Source organism: Actinoplanes sp. NPDC051633, from assembly GCF_040681735.1.
GTDB lineage: Bacteria > Actinomycetota > Actinomycetes > Mycobacteriales > Micromonosporaceae > Actinoplanes.
Genome location: NZ_JBFAZH010000862.1, coordinates 1 through 3,391, shown reverse-complemented (window position 1 = coordinate 3,391; position 3,391 = coordinate 1). Strand labels below are relative to the sequence as shown.

The following is a 3,391-nucleotide window of genomic DNA, read 5'->3' as shown; positions in this document are numbered from 1 at the left end:
GTCCTCGCTTCGTAATTCCGGCTGAGTCCCGGCGGCGGAGCTTGAGAAAGCCACTCCCTGATGTGGTATCATTCACGGCGTCGGCGCCCCTTTTGTGGGCGCTTTTTTCGTGTCCAGCAAATGCATCAGCTTAGCCGATGAATGCGCGCCGCGGCACGTTCGTGGCGGAGGTTACGGCCTGTCCGCGAGTGTCCGGAATCCGTCAGGTTCCACTCCGGCCCGTTACGCCGAACGGCCGATCTCGATTAGTCCGGTCATGAACCACATCCACCCGTTCCGACGTGTTGGCGCGCTGGCCCTCATCGCCGTGGCCGCCCTCAGCTTCTCCGCCGGCTGCTCCGATGACGAGGCCCCGGCCGGCAACTCCGCCGCCGCAGCGGCCGGCGGCCCCGAGCCCAAGACCGTGGAGGGCGCGCGAGCAGCCGCCCAGACCGTCTTCGACCGGTTCAGCGGCGGCGACTTCGCCGGCGCCTGGGAGATGTACACCGCCAAGGGCAAGCAGGCGATCAGCAAGGCGGACTACATCAAGCTGAACGAGGCCTGCTCCCGCAAGGGCCTCGCGATCAGCCTGACCAGCGCCCGCATGGAGGGCACCGACAAGGCGGTCGTGATCGCCAAGCAGCTGGTCGCGGCCCAGTCGTACACCATGGTCTACGAGGCCAACGCCTGGAAGCTCGAGCCCGCCGCCGAGGGTCTCGCGCTCTACAAGCAGGGCGCGGCCCGGGCGATCGCCGCTCAGAAGAAGGCCGGCACCTGCGCCAACGCCTGACGTCTTCCCGTTGCGCCCCCGCCGGCTCGTCCGGCGGGGGCGTTTCTCATGCCGCGACCGGCAGGCCGTCGAGGTCGGTCACCGCCAGCCGCTCCCGCAGCGTCCCGCGGGCGGCGATCGAGTCGAAGTACGCGGCGCGGCGCCGGGCCACGCAGCCGTCCTTGATCGGGATGGCCAGCGCCGGGTCCAGGTGCGTGTTCAGGCCGTCGCGGAGCAGCACGAGCGCCTCGGAGCGCAGCTGTGACACGCGCGACTCGGTGACGCCGAGCTCCACCGCGATCTGCGCCATCGGCCGCTCCTCGAAGAAGTAGCCCCGGACCACCGCGCGCAGCCGATCGGGCAGCGCCTCGACGGCGTGGGCGAGGTAGCCCATCCGCTCGCGGCGGACCAGCATCTCCTCCGGTCCGGCGCTCGGCTCGGTGACCATGTCGTCGGCGCCGGCCGTGGCGAAGCCCTGCAGGCTGAACACCACCGCACGATGCACGTCGTCGTCGGCCGCCTCGATGTCCTCCACCCGGCAGCCGAGACGTTCGGCCACCTCGGTGACGCTGGGCGTACGCCCCAGCTCGGCGGTCAGCTCCTGGCGGGCGAAGTCGGTGCGGCGGGCGCGCTGGCGCACCGAGCGGCTGGCCCAGTCGAGGCCGCGCAGCTCGTCCAGGAGGGCGCCCCGCACCCGGGCGGCGGCGAAGCGGGCGAACGGCACGCCGCGGTCCTCGTCGAAGCCGCGGGCGGCGGCGACCAGGGCGGTGTATCCGGCGGACAGCAGGTCGTCGCGGCTGACGTGTGCGGGCACCCGCGCGAGCATCTCGCGCACGAGATGGCCGACGAGAGGCATATGCGCTGTGACGATGTCGTCGCGGCGGCGGTCACCACTCATGGTGGACTCCTGAGGTACCAGGGCCGGGGCGGGGGGTGTCCGGCGCTGGTTCTGAAGGTGAGTCACGCTGAGTGCGAAAAAGGTCGGTTTCGGGTGCAGATCAGTTGCATCCGCGGCGAGGGCGTACACTTGATCTCGCGGCCCGCACAGTCTTGCCTCGGGCCGTCTTCGGATCGACCACCACGCGCCGCGACCCGCGACGGGTCTGCGCCGGGCAGGACGACCATCAAGCGTTCGGAGTCAAACCCTTACATGTCGTCATTCATCGACCTCGGCGTGCCCGCGAAGCTCGCCGCGACACTTGCCGCCCGCGGCATCACCGACCCTTTCCCGATCCAGGCGGCGACGCTGCCGGATTCTCTCGCCGGCCGTGACGTGCTCGGCCGTGGCCGCACCGGCTCCGGCAAGACGTACGCATTCGCCCTGCCGGTGATCGCCCGGCTGGCCGCCTCCGGCACCCCGCGCCGGCCCCGCCGCCCCCGCGCGCTGATCCTGGCGCCGACCCGCGAGCTGGCCACCCAGATCGAGGCCGCCATGGCGCCGCTGGCCCAGGCCCTCGGCCTGCGCACGCTCACCGTCTTCGGCGGCGTGGGCGCCGGGCCGCAGATCAGCGGCCTGCGGGGCGGCGTCGACGTGCTGGTCGCCTGCCCGGGCCGGCTGCTCGACCACCTGCAGAGCGGTCACGTCGACCTCGGCGGGGTGGAGATCACCGTGCTCGACGAGGCGGACCACATGGCCGACCTCGGCTTCCTGCCCGTGGTGCGGCGGCTGATGGACGCCACGCCGAGCGAGGGGCAGCGGATGCTCTTCTCGGCCACCCTCGACGGCGGCGTGGACGTGCTGGTCAAGCGCTTCCTGCACCGGCCCGTCACGCACCACGTCGACTCGGCCGCCGAGGCGCCGATCGAGATGGCCCACCACGTGTTGCACGTACGCCACGACGATCGTTTCCCGGTGCTGGTCGACCTGCTCTCCGCGCCCGGCCGCTCGGTGGTCTTCACCCGCACCAAGCGCCGCGCCAAGGTGCTGACCCGCCAGCTCAACGCGGCCGGCGTGCCGGCCGTCGAGCTGCACGGCAACCTGGCGCAGAACGCCCGCAACCGCAACATGGCGGCGTTCTCCGGCGGCACCGCCGAGACGCTCGTGGCCACCGACATCGCCGCGCGTGGCATCCACGTCGACGACATCGCGCTGGTGATCCACGCCGACCCGCCGGTGGAGCACAAGGCCTACCTGCACCGCTCGGGCCGAACCGCCCGGGCCGGCGCCCAGGGCACGGTCATCACGCTGATGACCGACGACCAGCAGGGCGATGTGCGCGATCTCACCCGCAAGGCCGGCATCAAGCCGACCACGACGCGGACCCGCCCGGGTGACTCGGTGCTGGCCGAGCTGGCGCCGGGCGAGCGCACCTTCCGCACAGACCCGACGCTCACCGCCGCGGCGGCGACCGAGACCACGGCCGGGCACGGCCGCAACGGCGGCGGCCGCCCGCGGTCGCGGCAGCGCCCCGACGCCGGAACGTCCCGCGCGAGCACCGGCGGTCGTTCGGGCGGCTCGGGCGGCTCCGGCCGTTCGGGGGGTTCCGGCCGCGCGGCGGCTGCGACCGCCCACAAGCCGGCCCGCGGCGCGGCGGCGTTCAGCGCCGGCACCCGAGCCGGCGGCCGCCGAGGCCGCTAGCCGCCAAAGCAGCGGCCGCCGAGCCCGCGAGGGTCCCGCGACGTAGCGCAAGCGAAAAGTGGTAG

Annotated in this window: 3 protein-coding genes; 2 read left to right on the top strand and 1 reads right to left on the bottom strand. The window is 72.8% G+C overall.

Annotated features, from left to right (window positions below; translation table 11 throughout):
• Positions 1–256: 256 nt before the first annotated feature.
• Entirely contained in the window at positions 257–769 is a 513-nt protein-coding gene (locus AB0M20_RS33450; protein WP_364304335.1) for a hypothetical protein, read from the top strand.
• Positions 770–815: 46 nt separating this feature from the next.
• Here the strand turns inward: AB0M20_RS33450 and AB0M20_RS33445 are convergent, their stop codons facing one another.
• Positions 816–1,646: a sigma-70 family RNA polymerase sigma factor gene (locus AB0M20_RS33445; RefSeq protein ID WP_364304334.1), complete on the bottom strand. Its 831-nt coding sequence runs from the start codon at positions 1,644–1,646 to the stop codon at positions 816–818.
• Positions 1,647–1,898: 252 nt separating this feature from the next.
• Between AB0M20_RS33445 and AB0M20_RS33440 the strand changes: the two genes are divergently transcribed.
• Positions 1,899–3,326: a DEAD/DEAH box helicase gene (locus AB0M20_RS33440; protein WP_364304333.1), complete on the top strand. Its 1,428-nt coding sequence runs from the start codon at positions 1,899–1,901 to the stop codon at positions 3,324–3,326.
• Positions 3,327–3,391: the final 65 nt, after the last annotated feature.